Here is a 745-nt window from a genome sequence, read left to right on the forward strand (position 1 = left end):
GCGCAGATACGCGAGGCGGTGCTCGGCTGGGAGAGCGACGCCGACGACGCGGCCATATCCATGCAGGTCAGCCGCGCCCGGAGGAAACTCTCCGAGGCCGGCGCCGATCCGATCGCGACCGTCTGGGGGATGGGGTACAAGTGGCAGCTCTGAGGACCGGGGCGCGAGGTCGCGGGGGCATGCCGCTCTCCTTCGTCATCGCGCGCTACTTCGCCTACGCGTTCGCGGCGGTTGCCACGGCGTCGCTCGCCTCGTTCATGGCGCTCTCCGCGGCGATCAACGCGGGCTTCGTCTACGAGGCAAGCTGGGGGCCGGCCAATGCGCACGAGGTCGCGGAGGGCCTGGCACGCGACGGCGTCTGCGAGCAGCAGGACGTGCCGACGGCGTACCGCTACCTCATCCTAAATAAGGACGGATACGTGCTGATGACAGACCTCGAGGGCACGCGGCTCGAGGACGCGACGGAAATGGCCCGTGCGGCACTCGCCGCGGATCCGGGCACAGTGGAGATTGAGGGCGGGGGCTCGGGCCTCACCTACGCCGCGTTCCCGCTCAAGGGCGGCGGGGCCTGCGCGCTCGTCAGCGAGTACCTGCCGCAGTGGGTCTCGCGCGACCTCGCTTGCCTGCTTCCCAACCCGCAGAACCTCATGCTCGTCGGCGCCGCTGCGGGAAGCGCGCTCGCGCTCGCGCTCGTGGCGCGCCGCGCGAGCCGCGTGATCTCGCGCAAGATGGCGCCGCTCGCGGA

General features: G+C 71.0%; 1 protein-coding gene and 1 pseudogene. Both read left to right on the plus strand.

Annotated features, from left to right (window positions below; all coding sequences use genetic code 11):
• Positions 1 to 6 precede the first annotated feature (6 nt).
• The gene (locus GPK42_RS10135) at positions 7 to 153 is read left to right on the plus strand and encodes a helix-turn-helix domain-containing protein (RefSeq protein WP_338404357.1); all 147 of its coding nucleotides are present in this window, start codon (positions 7 to 9) and stop codon (positions 151 to 153) included.
• A 26-nt stretch (positions 154 to 179) separates the two neighbouring features.
• Positions 180 to 745: pseudogene (locus GPK42_RS09615) on the plus strand (hypothetical protein); the annotation flags it as partial.

The organism is Collinsella aerofaciens (genome assembly GCF_018785265.1).
GTDB classification, from domain to species: Bacteria; Actinomycetota; Coriobacteriia; order Coriobacteriales; family Coriobacteriaceae; genus Collinsella; species Collinsella aerofaciens_AI.